At 65.1% G+C, this 19,825-nt stretch carries 11 protein-coding genes; 5 read left to right on the top strand and 6 right to left on the bottom strand.

Annotated elements, in window-relative coordinates:
• Positions 1-701: 701 nt before the first annotated feature.
• The gene (locus ABIE67_RS49765; protein ID WP_370271075.1) at positions 702-1,829 is read right to left on the bottom strand and encodes a nitrous oxide reductase family maturation protein NosD; all 1,128 of its coding nucleotides are present in this window, start codon (positions 1,827-1,829) and stop codon (positions 702-704) included.
• Positions 1,830-2,299: 470 nt separating this feature from the next.
• Here ABIE67_RS49765 and ABIE67_RS49760 point away from each other — a divergent pair, with 470 nt between their 5' ends.
• Positions 2,300-3,316: a Dyp-type peroxidase gene (locus tag ABIE67_RS49760; protein ID WP_370271074.1), complete on the top strand. Its 1,017-nt coding sequence runs from the start codon at positions 2,300-2,302 to the stop codon at positions 3,314-3,316.
• Between the two features lie 903 nt (positions 3,317-4,219).
• On the opposite strand, the gene ABIE67_RS49755 is transcribed toward ABIE67_RS49760, so the two are convergent.
• Positions 4,220-4,591, bottom strand: coding sequence for a chaplin (locus tag ABIE67_RS49755; RefSeq protein WP_370271073.1), 372 nt, complete (start codon positions 4,589-4,591; stop codon positions 4,220-4,222).
• A 444-nt stretch (positions 4,592-5,035) separates the two neighbouring features.
• On the opposite strand from ABIE67_RS49755, the gene ABIE67_RS49750 reads away from it, so the two are divergent.
• A complete protein-coding gene (locus tag ABIE67_RS49750) occupies positions 5,036-7,135 on the top strand; it encodes a hypothetical protein (RefSeq protein WP_370271201.1) in 2,100 nt (699 codons plus the stop codon).
• A 28-nt stretch (positions 7,136-7,163) separates the two neighbouring features.
• Here ABIE67_RS49750 and ABIE67_RS49745 read toward each other — a convergent pair whose 3' ends face one another.
• The 4 genes from ABIE67_RS49745 to ABIE67_RS49730 form a co-directional block, all read right to left on the bottom strand.
• Positions 7,164-7,976: a hypothetical protein gene (locus tag ABIE67_RS49745; RefSeq protein ID WP_370271072.1), complete on the bottom strand. Its 813-nt coding sequence runs from the start codon at positions 7,974-7,976 to the stop codon at positions 7,164-7,166.
• Positions 7,977-8,229: 253 nt separating this feature from the next.
• Positions 8,230-9,315, bottom strand: a complete 1,086-nt coding sequence (locus tag ABIE67_RS49740; protein ID WP_370271071.1) for a ParB/RepB/Spo0J family partition protein — start codon at positions 9,313-9,315, stop codon at positions 8,230-8,232.
• Positions 9,312-10,547 (bottom strand): ParA family protein, encoded by a 1,236-nt coding sequence (locus tag ABIE67_RS49735; protein WP_370271070.1) that lies wholly within the window; start codon positions 10,545-10,547, stop codon positions 9,312-9,314. Before ABIE67_RS49735 ends, ABIE67_RS49740 begins: the two co-directional genes overlap by 4 nt.
• A 1,177-nt stretch (positions 10,548-11,724) precedes the next feature.
• Positions 11,725-13,404, bottom strand: a complete 1,680-nt coding sequence (locus ABIE67_RS49730; protein ID WP_370270001.1) for an ISAzo13 family transposase — start codon at positions 13,402-13,404, stop codon at positions 11,725-11,727.
• A 553-nt stretch (positions 13,405-13,957) separates the two neighbouring features.
• Between ABIE67_RS49730 and ABIE67_RS49725 the strand changes: the two genes are divergently transcribed.
• The 3 genes from ABIE67_RS49725 (at position 13,958) to ABIE67_RS49715 (ending at position 19,659) form a co-directional block, all read left to right on the top strand.
• The gene (locus tag ABIE67_RS49725) at positions 13,958-15,139 is read left to right on the top strand and encodes an IS3 family transposase (protein WP_370271069.1); all 1,182 of its coding nucleotides are present in this window, start codon (positions 13,958-13,960) and stop codon (positions 15,137-15,139) included.
• A 1,920-nt stretch (positions 15,140-17,059) separates the two neighbouring features.
• A complete protein-coding gene (locus ABIE67_RS49720) occupies positions 17,060-18,121 on the top strand; it encodes a bifunctional DNA primase/polymerase (protein WP_370271200.1) in 1,062 nt (353 codons plus the stop codon).
• Positions 18,118-19,659, top strand: coding sequence for a phage/plasmid primase, P4 family (locus tag ABIE67_RS49715; protein WP_370271068.1), 1,542 nt, complete (start codon positions 18,118-18,120; stop codon positions 19,657-19,659). Before ABIE67_RS49720 ends, ABIE67_RS49715 begins: the two co-directional genes overlap by 4 nt.
• Positions 19,660-19,825: the final 166 nt, after the last annotated feature.

Genomic DNA, 19,825 nt, shown 5'->3' with positions numbered 1-19,825 from the left:
CCACCGCGCCGTAGCGTCATTCGTCGCGGGGGCCGAAGGGCCGAAGCCGCAGAAGGGGCTCATCGCCTGGGACGAGAGTGGTCTGGCTGTGGCTACCGGGAAGCGGGTGGCGCCCGCCTCCTCAGAGATCGCGCAGGTCGCCCGAGCTGCCGCGAAGGTTCCGAGCGGAAACTGGTCTCCCCGTTCCTACTCCGGATATCCCTTGGACATCGCTCTGCGCATGGTGATGGCACTGGGAGCGGATCGACCGGACAACGCTCAGCTGCTGGCTCAGTCCGGCCCCCGCTACCTAGGGGAAAGCACGCTGCGCGGAAAGTCGTACGCACGGTTCTCCGGGCCGCGGCCCCAGCCGCGGAGTAGTGGTGCGCCAGGGTCACAGCCGCGACGCAAGGGGCCCTCTCCGCTCACCTACTGGGTCGATGAGAAAGGGGAATTGGGCCGCTTGGAGATCAAGAGCTCGGCCATGAAGCGGCCCGTCACGGTGGACTTCACCGGTCGTGCGGCCCACGCAAAGGTGCCGGGGCAGCCGTGGCGGGAATCGTCGCCTCGGGGTAAGTGAGCGCAGACGTGCGTGGTTGGGGAGGAGCGAAGTGAACCGTCCCTCCCCGAGCGTGCGTTGCGGAGCAGCGGAGTGAACCGTCCCTCCCGAAGGTTCGTGGTTGGGGAGGAACGGTGGGAACCGCCCCTCCCCCGAGGCATCATCAGCGACGAGGCTCCGGCAAGCGGTACGCCGTCACATCGACTTTGCCCGGCAGACGCAGCGCCGGGCGGGCGGGAGCATGGGCCGCGCGACGCAGGTTGGGCTGCGCCGGCGGAGGCGGGACATCCCGGAAGGAGATGCCGGGCGGAATCGCGCCGGGTCCCTGTAGCTGGCCGAGTGTGCGCACAGCGCTGTCCGGTGCCGAGCATGTGGTCATGGCGCGAGGCAACGGGTCCGGGCTGGTCGGGGTTTGGCCGTTGTCGAGGTAGCAGTTGCCTCCGGTTCGAGCCGCCAGCATGACAAGGCCCACCTGGTCGCCGGCCACGGCGTTTTCCTGGATGCGGTTGCCGAGAACCGGATACCCCTGCTCATCCCGCAGGACGAAGGCACCCGAGTGATTGCCCTCGACACGGTTGCGTTCGAAGCGGTTGTTCCTGCCTCCGCTGATGCCGACACCGATACCGAAGCCTCCGTCGGCCTGCTCGGGGCTTTGGTTGTCATTGTTGTCCCGGATCGTATTGCCGATGAATACGGCATCGTGCTGAGGCCCGAGGGCCTCCAAGTTGTTGGAGAGGACCGTCATGCCCACCCGGTTGCGGCGGATGGTGTTCCCGAGGAAGTACAGATCCTCAGACGCGTTCGTGACCTCAATGCCGACCGCGTTGTGTTCGCTCAGGTTGTTCCGTACGACGGTGTTGCAGGGCTTGCACTGACCCACGTAGATGCCCGAGTCGGCATGTCCGGAGCCGTAGGAGTGCTCGATCACGCCGTCTCGGGCGTCAAAGGCGTAGATGCCATAGAGCGCGTTGTTGTGGGCCGTCACATAGGAGGCACGGAAGCCGCGCAGGGCCGGGAACTTCACGGTATCCAGGGGGTCGTAGTCTGCGCCGCCTGCCCCTGCTCCTTGCAGTGCTTCGTCGGTGACTCCGGTGAAGAGCAATCCATTGGCGAGATGATTGCGTACCGTCAGGTTTTCGACGACCGAGGCTGCTCCGGTGACCGTGATTCCGTTGGCACGTCGGAACTCACCGTCCACCAGCACTTTTGAACGATTGGTTCCTCGCAGCACAATCCGAGGCTTGCGAATGGTGACGCTCTCTCGATATACACCCGAAGAGACGAGCACCATGTCACCCGATCGAGCGGAGTCTACGGCCTTCTGAATGGACGGAAACTCGCCTGGGACCCGCAATACCGCGGGCGAATCATGCCGTTCCGGTCGGTTGTCAGAGCCTTGCTGACCGCACCCTGCCAGCCCAAGGAGGGCGGTTAACAGACACAAGAGAAGTGCCATGGCAGCCGGTAAGGCTTTCCAAGCATGAGAAGCACGGCGTTTCGTGACGAAGAGTCGCATAGGGCCTAGGTGTAGCGTCAGGCGCGCCGCAGCGATTCACGATCGCATTCCTCTGTTCTCGTGCCCTTACGAGGCAGTGCTATTGGCAACCTTGCATATCTTTTGGGCCGAACTTTGGAGTGACGGTGATCAGCACGCCCTCTGATTCCCCTCCGCCGACCCGACGTTCCCTGCTGGCTGCGACGACTGGGCTCGCCATTCTCACGGCCGGCTGTGCAGCGGGAGTGCAACAGGATCGGTCGAACATGACCGAGGAGCACGGCGCCAAAGCACCGGAAGTCGACAAGGCACTGTCCCGACAGCGTGGCATCAGCGACCCCCAGCCCTTGCACGCCGCCGTCGCCGCCTACGACGTGGCACCGCGCCTTCGCGGCTCGACCGGCGCCAAAGCTGTGCGCAGTGGCCTGACTCTGTGGTCGGCGCTCCCGCTCCCTGAAGGGATGACCTACACCGTGGCGCTGGGCCCGACGCTGTACCGCAAACTGGGTCTTCCCACTCCCCCGCTGTTACGCGAGATCCCGAAGTTCCCCCATGACCGGCTGGATCCGGACAGCAGCGATGGCGACATCCTGGTGCAGTTATGCAGCGACGATCCGGACGCGATCCGCGACGTTCTCCGGCTGCTGGCCAAAGCATCCGCCAAGATGTTTGCGCCCCGCTGGCGCGAATATGGGTTTCTTCCTCCGGCTTCGAAAGGTGAGACGCCTCGCAACCTCTTCGGCTTCAAGGACGGGACGGAGAACCCGACACCGGCCGAAGCAGACCGCTGGGTCTGGCATCCCGACGGCGGCACCTACCTGGTCTACCGGCGTATCCACATGGATGTCTCCGACTTCGCCGCCCTTCCACGGGCCCGTCGAGAAGCCGCCGTCGGGCGCGACCTCGTCTCCGGAGCACCCCTCGGGGCTTTCCGCGAACACGATCCCGTCAATCTCTTCGCCAAGACCCCGCAAGGCCGCTATCTCATTCCCGCCGACTCACATGTGCGCCTTGCGCACTCCCGACTCGACGGCGGAGCCCGCATGTTGCGTCGTGGCTACTCGTATGACAACGGACCAGATGACCGTGGTCTCCTCTTCCTCGCCTACATGCACGACGCCGCACTCTTCGCCCGCGTGCAGGAACGCCTCGACCAGTCGGATGCGATGAGCAGGTTTGTCGAGCACCGGGCCTCAGCAGTGGGCTACGTCCTGCCTGCCCCTGTCTTCGAGTCGCTGCCCGGCGAACAAGAGACGTCTGAGAACCGCCCGACGACCCTGTGATGTGAAGCCATACCAGAAAGGTGCTGCCTGGCGGACGGCACGAGGCGTCGTCCCAACCCTGCCAGGGGACAGCGTACGAAGACGAGTTCGCCGGATGAGCAGTCCGCCGTAGGCTCGGTTGAAGCGGCGGCGATACGAGTTGTTCACGGCTCCCCCGCGATAAGGAGGGTGCCGGTGCGCCGAGTTCGTTGTGGCGCGGACGCGCTGCTGCGGTACTCGGCGGACTGGCGCGATTTCTTCGCCGGCGTGTAACGCAGGTACGTCAATGCCTGGCGGCGCACTCTTCCACGCCGTCGCAGCACCAAGGCCCTCGCCGAGCCGGGCGCGTTTGTGGGCCGCTTCGTGCACGGGCCGGGAGCCTACGGCCAAGCACACACGGCCAACGAGGTGTTTGCCCACTGCGGCCTCCAGGAAGCAGATCAACGCATCCTGGCTCTACTCCCCCGGGTTTCGACAGGACCTCTTTTGGGGAGGAAGCCCACACGCTTCAGGGGACGTTCTGCACGTGATGGCCCACCCGCTGCACTGCTCGTGGGCGAGCTCATCCATTCCGCACAAAGCGCTCGGCCGGGGAACCTCAGCCGAGCGCTTTGTTGGTCTGCCCGCTGTGCAGCAGGCACTGGTGGGGACAACCTCGTTTGAGGCAACCGCCGATGTCCCGCGGTCAGCGGGACCGGCTGATGTCCCAGATTTGCCCTGCCGCCGGATCCGGCGGCCACTCCCCCACCTGGCCATTCCGGCTCGGTGGGTTTGTGCTGATCCTCTATCGAATCTTCCACAGCTGGGAGTTGGGCCGACCGATCCACAGCACGTACCGGGCACCGAGCAGGGTGCAAGAAGGGCACGACTGGAGTCGGTGATGCCGGGTGGCGCCCCGAGATTTGGTTCGGGCAGTCCAGCGCCTTACGGGACGAGCGGGGGCACGAGACCACCGTCGTCCACGACCACCGGCGGCACCAGGCCGCCGTCACCGGCCGGCGCCGGCATGACGTCGTCACCGGCGGCCGGCGCCGGCACGAGCGGCAACTGCACGTTCTCGTTCGGGGGGCACGTGACGGGAGCCGGGTGGATCAGGAGACCCACGACGCTGACCGTGTTCCCGCAAACGTCGACGGGGATGTTCACCGGCGCCTGGAGCACGTTCCCGGAGAGGATTGGCCCGTCAGCGGCAGCGGCGCCTGACGCGCCAGCCAGGATCAGCGAGACCGAGGTCACTCCCAGCGCTGCTGCCGTCTTCATCTTTCGCACGAATTTCTCCCAGATCTGGTTGAGCACTTCTTCGCAGGCTGTCCGGTGTTTCCGCTCGAAAAGAGCCGAGCAAGCACACGGTGGCCGAGGCGGCCATATTTCGTCAGCCTCACAGAAGAGACCTGGGAGAGCAGATCATGACGGCAGACGGCATAGCGCATTGACGCGCTTCCCTCGATCGTGGGTGAGAAGCCGTACGGACCAGTCAGGGGCACGCAGACGTTCGAGTATTTGAGCCGGTCCTGTTCCCTGCACCTTGCTTCTACCCATGCGAGATGAGTGGCACCTGGGGCAAGTCACATTCCTCACAGCGCATTGACGAGACGTCGTGCACCGTCGATCGTATCGTCTTCCGCTGATCAGGTATGCATTTTCGAGCAGGTGCTGGCTGCTGGGTCTTCTGGGACAGCGTCCGTCCAACTCTTCTTGAGCAGGTTCTCCGTGATATCCACCGCTATTCGCGTCGCCCGGGTGGGCAGCGCGGCCGAGCTGGCCGCGGCGGCCTTCATGATGCTGGGCTTCCCGGTACTCATGTTGGCCGCGCTCGTCCCGAGCGTTCCCGCCTTCGCGGCCGCGGCCGCCGTGACGTACCTGGCGGACCACTATCTGCACCGCAAGAGCAGCTATCTGGTCAACCGCCTGAGCAAGGTCCGGGCCGGTCTGTCGATCCGCTTCCTGATCAGACAGCTGCTGCTGATCCTGCTGCTGGCCCGGCTCGGGTTCGCGGACGACCTGATCTACTACGGCGCGATCGCCTGCTTCATAGCTTTCTACGGCCTGCAGGCCCCGCATGGCGCGCTGGTCACCTTGATCCGCAACCGCCGCCGTATGCCGGTCGCCACCCGCAACGTCGACCTCGCCTCCCGTATCCGCATCCCCGACGCCCCGCCGCGCCGGCTGCTGCACCGTTCGGCCGAGAAGATGCTGCACCTGGACCTCGCGGCCGTCGCGGGCATCCTGGTCTCGGCGGCCCTGGAGTCGGCCGTGGCCGGCTTCGTCGGCATCGGCGTCACGGTGGGCGTGGGCTGCCTGTACGTGCTGGCGCTCGTCCCGTACGTCCGCGGCTCGAAGGTCCCGCCGAACGCGGAGAAGGTCCTGGCGGCCGTCGACGACTGGCTGGCCGAGTACCGGCCGGAGACGGTGCTGTACTTCTCCGGCTCCAGGGACTCCGCGTACCAGGTCAACATGTGGCTGGAGACCATGGAGCAGCTGGACTCCAAGCCGCTGATCATCCTGCGCGAGCGGGCCATCCTGAACAACCTGGCGCCCACCACGGTTCCCGTCATCTGCGTGCCCGGCGGCGTGCACCTGATGAACCTGGACCTGTCCAGCGTGCGCGTCGCGCTGTACGCGGCGAACGTCGGCAAGAACATCCACCTGCTGCGCGTCCCCACCATGAAGCACGTCTTCATCGGCCACGGCGACAGCGACAAGCTGGCCAGCGTCAACCCGTACAGCAAGGTCTACGACGAGGTGTGGACCGCCGGCCGCGCGGGCCGCGACCGCTACGCCATCGCCGACGTCGGCGTCCGTGACGACGACATCGTCGAGGTCGGCCGCCCGCAGCTGGCGCCGATCCAGACCTGGCAGGGCGTGCCGGACGGCCCCCGCGGCGGGGCCGCTGACGGACGCTGCCCGACCGTGCTCTACGCCCCCACCTGGGAGGGCTGGGACGGCAACCCCGGCAACACCTCGATCGTGCTCGCCGGCGAGAACATCGTGCAGAAGCTGGTGCAGGCCGACCCGCCGGTCCGCGTCCTGTACAAGCCGCACCCCTTCACCGGCACCGTCAGCAAACAGGCCGGCGCCGCGCACCGGCGGATCACCGCCCTGGTCGAGCAGGCCGCCACCGCACGCGCCGCCGACCCGCGCTTCACGGCCGGCACCGCCACGCAGGCCGCCGCCAGGGCCGAGCTGACCCGGATCGAGGCCCGCCTCGCCGAGCTGTCCGGCAAGGGCAAGGGCAACGGCAAGGGCGGCGACGAGGCCGAGGCCACCCGTGACGGCCTGGTGGACGTCGCGAAGCACGAGGAAATCGCCCGGCTGCGGGCAGCGTGGAACGAGGCGTACTGGCGGTCCTTCCCGGTCTGGGAACACCGCGTCATCACGGGCGCCGAGCCGCGCCTGTACGACTGCTTCAACGTCTGTGACGCGATGGTCTCCGACATCTCCAGCGTCGTCTCCGACTTCATCGCCAGCGGCAAGCCCTACGCCGTCACCGACTCCGCCGAGCTGGGCGCGGAGGAATTCAAACGGCACAACACCGCGGTGCGCGCCGCGACGATCCTATCCAACAGCGCCGCCGAGCTGGGAGGGCTGCTGGCCGCCGTACGTGACCCGGCGGCCGACCCGCTGGCGGAGGACCGGGGCGAACTCAAGCGGTATCTGCTCGGCCCCGACGAGCCGACGTCCATCGACCAGTTCAACACCGCCGTCGCCAACCTCGCGATCAAGGCCGAGGCGCGCAACGTCGGCCAGGAGTCACGGGCGGCGGCCGGAACCGCCGAGGCCGTCTCCGCGGCCGTGCCCGGGCCGCGGGTGTCGGTGACCGGGGACGACCTGACCGCCTGAGCCGAGAACTCATGACCCGGCTGGGACGTCAGCGGGAAAGCAGCTCGACCGCAGCGCTGTAGGCGAGACGTGCGGCCTCAGTAGTCGCAGGTGGCTTGCCGGTTCGCTGTTCCATTTTGGCGAAGGCCCGCACTGCGGCGTCCAGATATCGGGCAAGGCTCACCTGCTGCGTGGGCGTGTGGCAGTCGTCCACTACTGCGGCCATCTCATCAAGCCAGTCCTGCGCGTCGGCATCGGCAGCCAATTCCTCCCGGTGATCCAGAACGCGCTGAGCCACAGGAAGTACCAGCTGATGCCGATCGCGTGCGCTCTCCATGGCACGGCGCTCGGCGAGAGCCTGAGCCGCGATGCGTCGCTCTGCTTCGATGACCGCTTCCGGAGTACGGCGGACGGGACGGTCTCCAAGTGAGCCATCGGTCAATCTGGTTGCCTGCAGGCGCTTCGCCTTGTTGTAAGCCGCACTTGGTGTGTTGACCGCAAGGACCGGCGCCAGGTCTGCCCACTCGGCCTTCGCTCCCCGGGCGTCCTCGATGGCCTTCGCCTGGTGAAGATCTACCTGCTCGCGGAGGTACTCCCACAGCAGGACGCGCTTGATCCCTGCAGCGCGCTGTGATGCTTCCATGCCTGCTCTGTTGAAGACTTTCGCGTGCTTCTCGGCATAGAGCAGTGCTCCGTACAGCTCGTTGTCTGCAGGCATCCGCTCGATGTCCGGATCCTCGGCGTCCTCGTGCAGCTGCCGCAGCTCTCCAACCAAGGCTGCCGCGTCGAGCGGGCCGATCCGGACAGGGGCTTTGAGCAGGGGTTTCGTCGAGGCGGAGGCCTTCCGAGAGCGAGGTGCCATGAACCAAGTGTGCCCTGCCGACTGCCTGATTCACATTCTGTGAATCAGGCAGTCGGCAGGGCTGCGATAACCAAGCATCATCACGTTTTGCCAGTTCACGCCTGCTGCTGCACTCCCCCAGTGATCGGCTCCTATTACGGCGTAATAGCCCGACCTGACCTCAGCACCTGCCCACGCGCAGACGCTCGGCTGGGAAACCCCAGCCGAGCGTCTGTCCAGACTCCCCGCCGTCGCACATCAATGCTCACGGGGGTCAACGCTGCTGTTGTTCTGCGTCCTCAACACGCTTCTTCTGATGCTCGTTCAGGATGGCCAGCATTCTGTCGAACTCAACGTCGCTCATCTTGCGGATCAGATGATGAGCCACGAAGACGCCGTTGTCATACGGGATGGTCGGCGGCGTACGAGAGTCAGAGGCGGCAGGAGTCTTCTCCCTGCTCTCCTCAGTAGTACGTGGCTCCGGCACCACTTCCGCAGGCGCGGCGGACGCCTTCTCGGCCGAGGGGCCAGCTTCCATCTGGTCCTGTGCCGCACGGTCTATTACGTCGTAATGGTCGTCGGTCTGTGTCGGAGGCGCCTGTCGCGCAGATTCCTCCTGCTGCTTGTTGAGCTTGCGCTCCTGCTTCTCCATCTCCTTCCGCGCACGTTGGGCTTTCAGCTCCTCCAGGGCAGTTTCCTGCTGGTCGGCAGGCTTATTACCGACGGCGCGTAGCAGGTCGATAGGTTCCTGGCCGATGCGTTCCTGAAGTGCGGGCGTGAGGTTGAGCAGGGCAAGTCGTTGCGACACCCAGCCTTGAGAGCGGTGAAGCCGCTTGGCCAATGCCGTCTGGCTTCCATGGATGACCAGAAGACGCTGCAGGGCGCGAGCCTCGTCGAGCTCCTCCAGATCTTGGCGATGGATGTTGGCAACCAGGGCTGACTCGAGGATTTCCTCCGAGGTCGTGCCCTGGTCGTCGCTGACCATGACCTTCACGGTTGCGAGGCCGGCTTCGCGGGCTGCGGCAAGCCGGCTGCTGCCGTCGATGACGACGTATGTCGTGTCCGTCTCGAGGTCGTTCGCACGATCCGGGTTGGCTTTCACGTAGGCATCACGGTTCATGACCGTGATCGCCTGCTTCTGACCGTGCGTCTTGAGGCTGCCTGCCAGGTCGGTCAGGTCACCGAGGCTGGAGCGTGGATTGTCAGGGTTGAGGCTGATGCGGTGAGGGGGAAGCTCGGTCGGGGGCGCGACGCCTTCCGTGGGTACTCCCGTGGCGAGGGCCACGGCCTGGCGGCGGGCACTGACGGCTCGGGGCTGGCCACCAAAGCGTCCGACGCCGAGCTGATCGGCTTTACTCATCGAATCTCCCGGGCCAGTGCGCGCATGCCGATTGCCTGCTGTGACTTCGGCGCGTAGGACAGCAGAGGTTTCTTCACGCGGACGGCTTCCTTTTGTTCCTTCAGGTCCCCGATGAGTCCAACGACACGCGGATCCTTTATGTCGACCCATCCCTGAAGCGAGGACGTGGCGATGTAGCCGCGACGGGAGTCATAGAGGTTGACCACGATGCCCAAGTAGTCAATATCGACTGCAAGGTCTGCTCGAAGGTCTTCAATCTGCGTGGTGAGCAACTCATACGCGTCGGCAGAGCTGTCTTCGGCTTGGACGATGATGAGTGCGCCGGATTGGCCAGGCTTCTCACCGTCACGTCGTCGCCCGTAGTAGGCGGCGGCATCCATGCTCAGCCCAAGGCTGGGTGGACAGTCGACGAGGATGACGTCGTAATCCGCTTCAAGCGGAGCAAGGGCTCGTTCAAGGGCAGCTTCCCTGGCACGGACCGCGGACAGGCGCACATCGAGCAGAAACGCATCGTTGCAGGCAGGCAGGAGGTGGAGTCGACCTCCAAAGGCTTCTTCGTCAATGGAGACGATGAGATCGCGGAGATCGCCCTTGGGGTCGCCCGCCATATGGTTGGTGAGACTGTCGCCAGTGATGGGCAGGGGAGTGGCACCCAGCTGGTTGCTGAGGTGGCACTGCGGGTCAAAGTCGACGAGCAGCACCCGCAACCCGAGCCCGGGCAGCTTCTCGATTTCGAGCGAGTTCTCAGCCTCGCCGCCTGCTGCCAGGAGTTGCTTGGCGACACGGACCGGGTAGAGGCTGCTGGAGTCTTCCGCCATAGCCTCGCCCGTGCCAGCGGTGATGGCGGTCTTCCCCACGCCGCCCTTCTGGTTGCAGACGATGATGCGCCGGGTGATAGCGGGCCGTTCGATCTCCGGGGCGGGGTTGGCATCGAGCCACAGCTGGACGGACTGGGCCAGCCCCTGAATCAGGGACACACCCCGCTCCGCAGCGATGTTCCGGAACCTGCTCCATTGACCGGGAGGAAGGAACGTAGAAAACGAATCCGCGCCAGCCGTGTCGACCGGGGGAGGGGCTGATGCAAGCTGGCACCAGTCGTCGATGCCCTGTTCTACGGCGGTCTGGATCTCGACGCCGTGTTGGGCAGCTCTGATCTTGAGGAGCTGCCGGAGTCCTCCCGGCAGCTTGGAGACGACCTTCTCGCGGTCGCTGGAGGTGGCAGACAAACTCATGCGGACACCTTACTAACGTTGAAGATCCTCTGCACCGCCTGCCCCGTTAGTAACACCACTTGCCGAGGGGGGGACAGTCAACGACCTGCTATTACGGCGTAATAGGTCCCTCCGGCGGCGCCTCGACAGTGCTGAACTATTACGCCGTAATGACCCGGCACTCCGGGCCGCGTACCGAGACCGCAGCGTACAGTCCGAAACAGCTTGGAAGCGGTATTTGCCTTACTTGTCAACGTGGTGACCGGGGGAGGGGCAGCAGAGTTGACGCCGCATCAGTCAGAGACTGCAGCAACGGAAGGCGGCAGCAGGACTCGACTGAGAGCATCACGCCAGGCACAAGGTTGATGACAGCATCCAGGCACTGGGAGTCCCGGTCGTGGGGGCCTGTGTGACAAGTTGAGACGACGGGACGAGGTAAAGCCTCATGGCACGCTCGTACGGCCGTGACACGGCCTTCCCACGGAGGCGACTTCCCTGCGTAGTGAAAGTCCAGCGCGCCCTCTTTGTAGGGTCGACTCCCTCGCCTCTGGAGAGCCCTCATTGATGGACGCGTTGAACTCCCCCTCCTGACCCATGGATGCCCCGCGCCGGATGGAGTCATTCACAGGCTGTCCCAAACTCGCTGGCGCGGGGCTTGTTCTGTGAGCCTGTTCGATACAGGGTCAAGGCAGCGCAGCACAGGCCACGGACGCTGAGAACTGCGCAGTAGGTCCCGGTCGGGCCCGACAGGGGTAACTGCCGCAGGGAACAGTCGTCATGACGATGGGTCGGATCGACCGGTGGCATCTTCCGGCCACCAAGGCAGGGACAAACCGCCTCGCCTATGCGGCGCAGATGGGTTACACCGGGTCCCCTGTTCACGGCGCCCGCGAAAACCTGATCCTGGTACGCCGTCCTCTCACAACTCAGGACCGCACAAGAGCGGCCTCTGTGGAGCGCACTGACCCATGTGACGCTTGCCCAGCTCGGCTCGGCAGACTGTGCCGACCGGCCCAAGCTGCGCGCGGCACGTGTCCATGCGATGCGGGGAGGGGCTGCCGGGGTCGACGGCTAGTTGAAAGACTCGATGCTGCTGCCCTTGTGCTCTCGGAAGTACTTGACACATTCGCCAGGGCTCGCATGCGCGTAGATGGCGTCCCACCGAGTGCAACACCGGTGCGTTAGGACCTGCGGATTATTAACTCGCCGTCTTGATCTCTGTAGGGATGGTGATGCCTGCCGTGCTGGCGAGGCAGCGGAGGTCGTCGAGGGTGGCGAGGTGCTGGTCGGCGGGTTGAATGGTGTGCCCGGCTGCCTCGAGGAGCTGGCGGATGTCGCGAATGCGCCGGTTGATGGTGAATGGCGTGACGCCGAAGAGGCGGGCGATGGCGACCTGCGGGAGCCCGAGTCGCTGGTGGAGGAGGGTGGCCAGGAGCCGGTCGGCGAGGGTGAGGATGGGGCGGCGGCCGGTGGTGCCGTCGCCTTTGACTCGTGGGCGATGGCCGCGCCGCTTGTCCAGCGCCGTCTCGCGTTGGCTCTCGTGGAGGGTGGTGAGCGTGGTGATCAGGGCTTCCCACTCTGGGGCCGGCATGCCGGTCAGGGTGGGGTAGCAGAGCCAGGCGAGGTCGGGGCTGGGCTGGTCGAAGGGGTCCGGTGCGTCGCTGACCTGGGTGTATGCCTCGGGCCGCAGTGTGTAGTTCCAGTCACCGTGCCATTCGTGGCGGTGCAGGGGCAGGGCATCCAGCTGCCGGTCACTGATCCGGACTCCGGTCTCGTAGGCGCCTGTGTCGAGTTCGGCGTGCACCGTCAGCCCGGTCCGGGTGGTCGTCGCGGCGATGCTGTTCACGATGACTTCGTGGCTGGTCAGCGGCCTGCCGCGCCAGTTCATGGTGATGTGGGAGAACAGCCGGTGCTCCACCTTGTTCCATTTTGAAGTACCTGGCGGAAAGTGACAGACGGTGATGTCCAGGCCCGTCTGAAGGGCCAGGGCGGCGAGTTCGGCTTTCCAGGCGCGGGTGCGGTAGCCGTTCGAGCCGCCCGCGTCCGCGGTGACCAGCAGCCGCCGCGCGTGCGGATAGGCGCCCCGCCCCTGGCTGTTCCACCAGCGGCGGATGGACTCCACGGCGAACGCTGCAGTGTCGTGGTCGGTGCCGACGCTGACCCATCCGGTGTCCGCGGCCAGATCGTAGATCCCGTACGGGATGGCCTTGCCCAGCTCCGGGTCCGGGAAGTCGTGCGTCCGCACCCGGACCGGTTCGCCCTTGCGGTGCCACTCGCCGCCGGCGTTCTTGTAGTTGCCGACGACTTCCTTCTTCTTGGTGTCGACGCTGACCACCGGGTCCCCGGCAGCCTGATACTCCTTGGCCCGCTCGTTGATGTAGCGGAACTGGCCATCGCGGTCCGGGTGTTGCCTGCCCTCTACGGTCTTGGCGTTGCCCTGGAGACTGAAGCCCTCCTCACGCAGCAGGTCGGCCACGGTCTCCGCCGAGATGCGGTGGCCCTGCCCGGTCAGCTCGGCGGCCAGGTGACGGGTCGACTTCACCGTCCAGCGCAGTGGCGACATCGGATCACCCCGCATGTCCGGCTCGACAAGGGCCAGCAGCGCGGGCCGCAGTCCCGGATCGAGCTCCACCGCACGCTTGCGGCCTCCGCCTTCCCGGCGGGCCCGGCCCAACGGGGCTGCCCCGGACTCCAGTTCAGCAACCCCACGGGAGACGGTGCCCTCACGCACCCCGGCCGCACGGGCCACCACCCGGATCCCGCCATGCCCCAGCGACCGGGCCTCCGCCCCTATGGCCAACCGGCGCTGACGCTCGTCCAAGTGCGGGAACAACGCCTCGAACTTCGCGGCCAGAGCCGCCTCAACCCCCTCCAGCATCCCCATACCACAACAACGACGAGCAACCAGGGAAGCAACGACTTGTTTCTCCGCAGGCCCTAAAAGCACCGGTGTTGCCACCGAGTGGTGTAGTCAGTCGAGCTCGTTTGGTTCCGGTTGGGCAAGGGGCTGGCGTTGCGGGTCAGTTCGGTCGGCGAAGAGCTCGGCCATGGAGCCATCGGAGAGGTAGCGACCATCGCAGACCTGCCCTTCGTAGGGGAGCTCGGCCAGGCCTGGGGCGGTGAGCCTGGCCGGGGGGTGTGTTGGAAAAGATCTGGATGACGTCAGTCCGCCCTTTGATCTCCCGGTTCGGCTGCTCCAGGGGATTCGTCGACCAAGATCTGCCTTCAGTACGTCGGCACGGAGTCTGCGAACGCCATGATGGCTCCGGTCGTCCCTAACAGCAGGCTCCCAACCGAAAGAAGGTGCTGTCCGAGGATGCCGACCAACAACATCCAGCTGAGCGCGGACTTGCTCAGTAACCACGGGACTGCTGCAGAGTTCGGTGACACCTGACCTGGCTTGCTGAGAGGCGGCCTGGAAGGATGTTGCAGTGCCCAAGCCGTATCCGAAGGAGTTCCGCGAGGGCGTCGTGCGGGTCGCGCGTAACCGCGAGCCCGGCGTCACGCTGGAACAGATCGCCGCCGACTTCGGGGTCCACCCGATCACGCTGTCGAAGTGGCTGCGCCGCGCCGAGACCGATGAGGGCGCCAGGCCCGCAACGGCGTCGGGTGAGTCGGCCGAGCTGCGCGAGGCCCGCAAGCGGATCCGGCTGCTGGAGCAGGAGAACGAGGTGCTCAGGAGGGCTGCGGCGTATCTGTCGCAGGCGCACCTGCCGGCAAAATTGATGTACCCGCTCGTCCGCGAGCCGGCCGCCGCCGACGCCCCTTACCGGGTGCCGGTAGCGGTGACGTGCCGGATGCTCGGGCCGGCCCGCCAGCCCTACTACCGGTGGCTGGCCGGCCCGGTCACTGACGCCGAACTGGCCAAGGCATACCGGGCCAATGCACTGTTCGACGCTCACCGCGACGACCCGGAGTTCGGCCACCGCTTCCTTGCCGACGGGGCCCGCGCCGCGGGCGAGGTGATGGCCGAGCGGACCGCCTGGCGGATCTGCCGGGACAACGGCTGGTGGAGCGCGTTTGGAAAGCGAAGCGGTCGCGGCAAGAACGCCAAGGCCGGGCCGCCGGTCCACGACGATCGAGTGCGGCGCATCTTCACCGCCGACGCCCCGAACCGGCTGTGGCTCACGGACATCACCGAGCACGCCACCGGCGAGGGGAAGCTGTACCTGTGCGCGGTCAAGGACGTGTTCTCGGGCCGCATTGTGGGCTATTCCATCGACGACCGGATGCAGTCCCGCCTCGCGGTCACCGCTCTGCAATCCGCCGTTGCCCGCCGTGGCCAGGTGGCCGGGTGCATTGTGCATTCGAATCGCGGCCCTCAGTTCCGGTCACGGAAGTTCGTGTCCGCCCTTGTCCGGCACGACTTGGTCGGCTCGATGGGCAGGGTCGGGGCGGCCGGCGACAACGCGGCCATGGAGAGCTTCTTTGCACTGCTGCAGAAGAACGTCCTCGACCGCCAAGTCTGGGCCACCCGGCAGGACTTGCGGATCGCGATCGTCACCTGGATTGAACGCACCTACCACCGACGCCGACGCCAGAGACGCCCCTCCCGATTGACCCCCGTCGAGTACGAGACCATCATGACCCCACCCGCAGCCCTGGCTGCATAACCCCGCTGTCACCTGATCACGCAGCAGTCCCCCACCTGCCTGTTGCCGACTGTGGGAGATCACCAACTCGACGTTCCCCACTCTCCGTGCCGGTAGGGGACTCAGTAGCTTCGGGAACTTCGTCCGGTGATACGCACGGACATTGCAGTAGGTCGCCTCCAGGAAGACGTAGGGAGATTCACGGTGCCATCCAGTGGCCGCTCTTGAACGCGGTCAGTTCTTCGTTGAGTTCTCGCAGATCCTGAAGACGCCAACCTGGAGACGCTGCTGTCCCCACCCAGGACTTGGACCAGCAGCAAGAGCAAGAACGATCCGGTCCATATCATGGGGACCTTGTCCAGATCGTCGGCCTGCATCCTCAGCAGCCTCTCACGATGTCCGTTAGGCCAGATTGTGCGCTCATCCAAGTGTTCCCGCAGCGAGGCCCCGATGCGCGGTCGCTTCGGCCTCGCTGCGTTCCGCAGCCCTTGCCGGCTGCACCACTCGACGGACCGCCATCTGCGCCCACACAGATGAGCAGCTATGACTGACCACGAGCTTACTTGCACTTCTTTCATCAGAGAGGGCAGATCAAAAATAGCTCTGCTCAGCGGCCATGAATAAAGCAAGCGCTGTCAGTCTGGTCATCGTCAGGCATGTCACGACCCTGAACTTGTGCTGATAGCACGGGCTTCCGCCGCGAAGCTCTGGTTCGGCGGCGGCTTCTGAAGCAGACGTAGCACGTCCTGCAGGCGAGCAGTGAACGACATGGCTTGCGCCGCCTAGCTGCCTTGACCACTAGGTCAGAAAATCAGCCGAAGGCAGAGTCCCCTTGGGTGAAGGAAGAGGGAGACCAGGCTCGGCGGCCCATCAGCGACCTGCCCGACTGTCGCAGACCAACGTCTTGAGTTACAGATGGTGAAACTAGTTTCAACGAAACCGTGAGGCAGCGGGTTACGCCGACAGGCCCCTTCGGAGAGTAGTCCGGGGGCGAGGGCATTCCCCCGACCAGCTTGAGACGCCACACTCATGAGGCAGGGGCTTCGGGTTGTTCTCGCATGGCTGCATGGTTTCGGGGACGGCAGGAGTTCCACGTTCCAGAAGTGCGTGCGACTGGGGGCATCCATGTACGGGCCAGCAATGACACCGTCAGCTGTACGAGCGGGCAGCGAGGCAAAGCCCAGCTAGCCACCCGTCCTGCAGGGAGCGTTGTCCTCCCGGTCAAGAACCTGCTGGGGCAGGAGTGACCGGGGGACTCAGTCTGGGCCCTTCGCAGAGCATGAGTCCCTGTATTCCCTTACCAGTCGATCCCTGCTCTGACCAGGCACGAAGCCATTTTGCAAGCGCGGAAGACCCTTTGTACAGGGACTGTAGGGACCCAACTTCCTAATTATGACGTAGCTACGTGAGGTAGATGTACGCGCGGGCGCACGTGTCTTAAGTATCTCTGAGCAGCACATAATTAGAGCTTTGAGTCCCTACAGTCCCTGGTAGGGGGGTAAGAGCGGCTCTCACCTGCGAAAATGCTCAGGGACCGAAGCTTGTGGGCCATGTTCGTGAGTACCTGCCTTCGGTCCCTCCCGGTGGCTGCCCCACCCCGCCCCCGCACGAGGGTTCGCCCCCTGCGCTGGAGCCGGAGGTCGAGTCACTTCGGTCGCTCACATATCGGTAAATAGAGCTCTTATTGAGCGAATCTCCCTGCTTGTACAGGGTCCGAAGGGACCCAAGGGACCGAGGGAACTGATAGAACGGACACGCGGTGGCGCCGAAACAGACTTCTGCGCAAGGTGGTTCTACACTCTTCCCGAAACACAGTCCCTTCAGTCCCTGAGCTGGCATCATGCGGCCTACAGCCTGTTGCCTCCACCGGGAACAGCTGCCAGGGACCCAACACCGAGACCAGACAAGGACGACCGCGTGCCTCGCCCCGGTGAGATTCGTATGCCTGCTGCCTCAGCAAGGCTGACGACGTCGTACGCCGTGGCCCGCTGGTGCGCAGGGCAGGGCTGGCCTGTCCATCCTCTGGCCCCTGGCAGGAAGACGCCCGTGTCCAACTGCCCGACGTGCAGGGCCCAGCGTCATGACCCCAAGACGTGCCCCTGTATCCCAGCAGGACGTCCCTGCCATGGCTTTCACGCCGCCACGACCAACCAGCGATACATCGACGCCTGGTGGTCCGACAGCCCCACGTCAGGTGTGGGCATTGCCTGCGGTCCGGCTAACTTGGTCGTCATCGATGTCGACGCGCACACAGCTCAGGTCCCTGCCCGCAGCCGGCTGCTGCCAGGTATTCCTATCCACGCCGAGGTGAACCTCGACGGCCTCGCCTCAGGTTTTGACACTCTCGCTCTCCTGGCGGCACTCCGGCGACAGCCGAATCCTGTGGAGGATGACAACACTCTGCGTGTCCGCACGCCCTCGGGGGGCCTGCACATCTGGTACCGCAACCCCGATACAGACATCCGTTTCCGTTGCTCAAACGGATCGAGCCCCAAGGTCGCCTTGGCCTGGCAGGTCGACGTCCGGGCGGAGGGGGGCTACATCGTGGCCCCCACTACGTCCACAACTGCCGGTACTTACACTGCGGAGGGGTCAACGCGTGTGCCGGCCCCTCTGCCGGACTGGCTGTGGGCGGAACTCATCCGTACCGGCCACGTCATCGCCCCTGCGACGCCAAAGCCGAGTGTTGCCAAGGCGCCTGTCCCCAGGCCTCGTCGGAAGACTTCGGCTGCACACCGTGTCCTTGACCCGTTGATCGCTGTGGTCGCACAGTGTGCGACCACACCCGAAGGAGCTGGTTTCACCGAGAAACTCAACCGGGCCGCCTACACCGCCGGAGGTTTGGTAGCAGCCGGTCATCTTGAAGAGGCCGCTGTCCGTGACCTCTTGCTGGAGTCCGCCCACCAGGCCCGTCCTTGGCAGACAACCCGTAATGAAAAGATTGTCAACGACGGTCTTGCCGCCGGGGCAGCCCATCCGTTCCACCTTGAAGGACATTCATGAGCAGCGCCGAGAGCACACCGCGCTTCGACGCCCATGCCGCCGCTCAACAGATGTTCGACCTCGAGACTGTCGAACCTCCGCCTTCCTTGCCGCTGCCCGCGCAGTCCTCACCGCTCATGCCGGCGGCGTCCCCTGTTCGCCAGCAGCCAGTTGGGCTGCTGCCGCCATCTCTTACCGACCGTGGCAATGCGAAGTTGTTCGTCCAGCTGTACCGAGACCGATTCCGCCATGTCGAAGGCCTCGGGTGGTTCGCGTGGGACGGCTACCGATGGAAGCGTTCGGGGGGTGAGAAGGCTGCTCTGTGGGCAGCGGGGGAGATGGCTGAAGACATGGGGGACAGCGACCCTCGGGGACTGTACAGCGATCGGGAATTGCTGCAGCACAAGAAGCGCACGTTGTCCACAACTGGCATGAAGGCGCTCCTCACCCAGGCGAAGGCTTCACCCGACCTTTCCGTGGACCCCGACGTTCTCGATGGCGATCCGTATGCCCTCTGCACTCCTGCAGGCGTCGTCGACCTGCACACCGGGCAGCTGCGTAAACCTGACCCCAGCCGGGACTTCCACTCCCGCGCGACGAGCGTCGCGCCCCAGAAGATGGAGACGCCTCGTTGGCACCGCTTCCTGGCCGATACGTTCGGCGACGATGCGGAGGGCCAGGAGATGGTCGACTTCCTGCATCTTCTCCTCGGCTACTCCATCACAGGTGATGTCGGAGCGCAGGTTCTGCCTTTCCTTCACGGCCAGGGCAAGAACGGCAAGTCTGTCTTGCTCGACACGATGATCCAGATTCTTGGTGACTATGCGGACGCCGCCCCGCCCGGCTTCCTCATGGATCGCGGCGCCTTCTCAGAACACTCCACCGAGCTCACCGAACTGCATGGGCGGCGGCTGATCGTGTGCAGTGAGCTCAAACCCAATGACAAATTCGATGAGGCACGTGTCCGTCTCCTGACCGGCGGAGACAAGATCAAGGCCCGGCGAATGCGGCAGGACTATTTCTCCTTCACCCCCACACATCATCTGTGGCTGCTGGGCAACCATAGGCCGGAGGTATCCACTGGCGGCTTCGCCTTCTGGCGCCGCATCCGTTTGCTCCCCTTCGAGCGCGTTGTCCCGGATGGGCGCAAAATCGATAACCTTGCCTTTGAACTGGTCCGGGACGAAGGGCCGGGCATCCTGCAATGGCTCCTGGAGGGTGCCCGCCGCTACCTCACCACTCGTGACCCTCTTGAGGGACCAGACCGCGTCCGTATCGCCACCACGGCCTATGCCAATACCGAAGACCACATTGGCCGTTTCCTTGCCGAATGCTGCACACGGGACTCCGAGGCTCACCCCGATCTCCGTGTTGAGCAGGGCCTTCTGTACTCGGCTTACAGCTCCTGGTGCAGCGCGGGTGAGGGCATCCGGCCTGCCACCCCCCGCGCCTTTGCCACGCGAGTCCGGCAGGAGGTCGGCCTCGCGTCTCCCACTGACATGATCAAGTCCAACGGGCGCAAGTACTACCCGAACATCGCGCTCGTCACCAACGAATGACTACATACTGCCCAGTACGCCGGGACACTGTGTCACGCGCCCTACACCTCCGCCCGAGGCACCCTTAGGATGAACAGTAGGCCCCCAACCATGGCGGCCCCGACATCGCCGTCACACATGAGCCGGCTCTCGGGATGCGGTACCTCGCACCCGCGTCCTTGCCAGG

The sequence above is a fragment of the Streptomyces sp. V4I8 genome (genome assembly GCF_041261225.1).
In the GTDB taxonomy this organism is placed as follows: Bacteria; Actinomycetota; Actinomycetes; order Streptomycetales; family Streptomycetaceae; genus Streptomyces.
Note: the sequence above shows the minus strand (reverse complement) of the source record. Positions and strands in the feature narration are given on the sequence as shown.